This is a genomic window from Pseudomonas sp. FIP_A4, assembly GCF_036701605.1.
In the GTDB taxonomy this organism is placed as follows: Bacteria; Pseudomonadota; Gammaproteobacteria; order Pseudomonadales; family Pseudomonadaceae; genus Stutzerimonas; species Stutzerimonas phenolilytica.
In genome coordinates this window covers 1-806 of record NZ_JAYDXP010000023.1, presented here as the reverse complement: position 1 = coordinate 806, position 806 = coordinate 1, and the positions used below count along the sequence as shown (strand labels likewise).

Annotated in this window: 4 pseudogenes; 3 read left to right on the top strand and 1 reads right to left on the bottom strand. The window is 68.0% G+C overall.

The annotated features are described in order from the left end of the window. Both U8L64_RS20110 and U8L64_RS00175 read left to right on the top strand, forming a co-directional pair. Window positions 1-185: pseudogene (locus U8L64_RS20110) on the top strand (hypothetical protein); the annotation flags it as partial. A 3-nt stretch (window positions 186-188) separates the two neighbouring features. After that, window positions 189-317 (top strand): annotated as a pseudogene (locus U8L64_RS00175) (hypothetical protein); the annotation flags it as partial. Here the strand turns inward: U8L64_RS00175 and U8L64_RS00170 are convergent. Continuing rightward, window positions 295-549 (bottom strand): annotated as a pseudogene (locus U8L64_RS00170) (lytic murein transglycosylase); the annotation flags it as partial. The pseudogenes U8L64_RS00175 and U8L64_RS00170 overlap by 23 nt on opposite strands. A gap of 5 nt (window positions 550-554) precedes the next feature. On the opposite strand from U8L64_RS00170, the pseudogene U8L64_RS00165 reads away from it, so the two are divergent. Beyond that, window positions 555-740: pseudogene (locus U8L64_RS00165) on the top strand (hypothetical protein); the annotation flags it as partial. Window positions 741-806 lie beyond the last annotated feature (66 nt).

Below are 806 nucleotides of genomic sequence, written 5' to 3'. Positions count from 1 at the left end.
CACCGCGTGCGGGTCACCGCCGAGGGCAAGCTGGTGCTCTGTCTGGGGCCCAGCTCGCTGCCGCGCTGATGTTGCTGCATGGCGAGCCGCGCATCTGGCTCGACGACGACATCTCGTTCATCCGCGAGGTCGCCGATCGCGCCTGGAATGCCGACGAACGCATGCGCGCCGAGCGTGCGCTGCGCGTCATCGGCCTGCTCGACTTCGCCGGACCGGTGCAGACGCTGGCGCGCGAGTGGTTCGGCAGCGGCATTCGGTTTCCGCGGGTGCGTTCCACCGGCGGAGTAATCGTGGTGCTGGTGCTGGTGCGAAGGCCACAGCCAGGACATCAGCCGGATGCTCGAAGTGATCCGCAGCATTGCCGAGCAGTGGCAGGCCGCGCAGGCCCAGGCGGCGCCATTCGGCGAGCGATTTGCGCAGCTCCATGTCGGCCAGCGCATTGTCGAACGGTTCCGGCAGGCGCACCTCGAAACCCCACGGCTGGCCCTGCTGCCAGCCGGACGCCTGCAAGTAATGCGCGGCCGAGGCCAGAGCATCGGCCGGGCTGTTCCCCCGTCACTGGCAAGCGCGATTATTTGCGCGGCCTGAAGGAGAACGTGGTCGTGGGTCGTCTGATCCCGGCCGGTACCGGGCTGGCCTATCACCGCGAGCGCAAGCGCAAGCGTGATGCCGACAAGCCGGTCCGCGTGAGTGCCGATGAGGTCGAAGCGGCGCTGACCGAGGCGCTGAATTCCAGCGGCACTGCTGCGGGTGCCGGCGCAGGTTGCGCAGCGTGTAGTCCTCAATATCCACACCGTCGAGCAGAA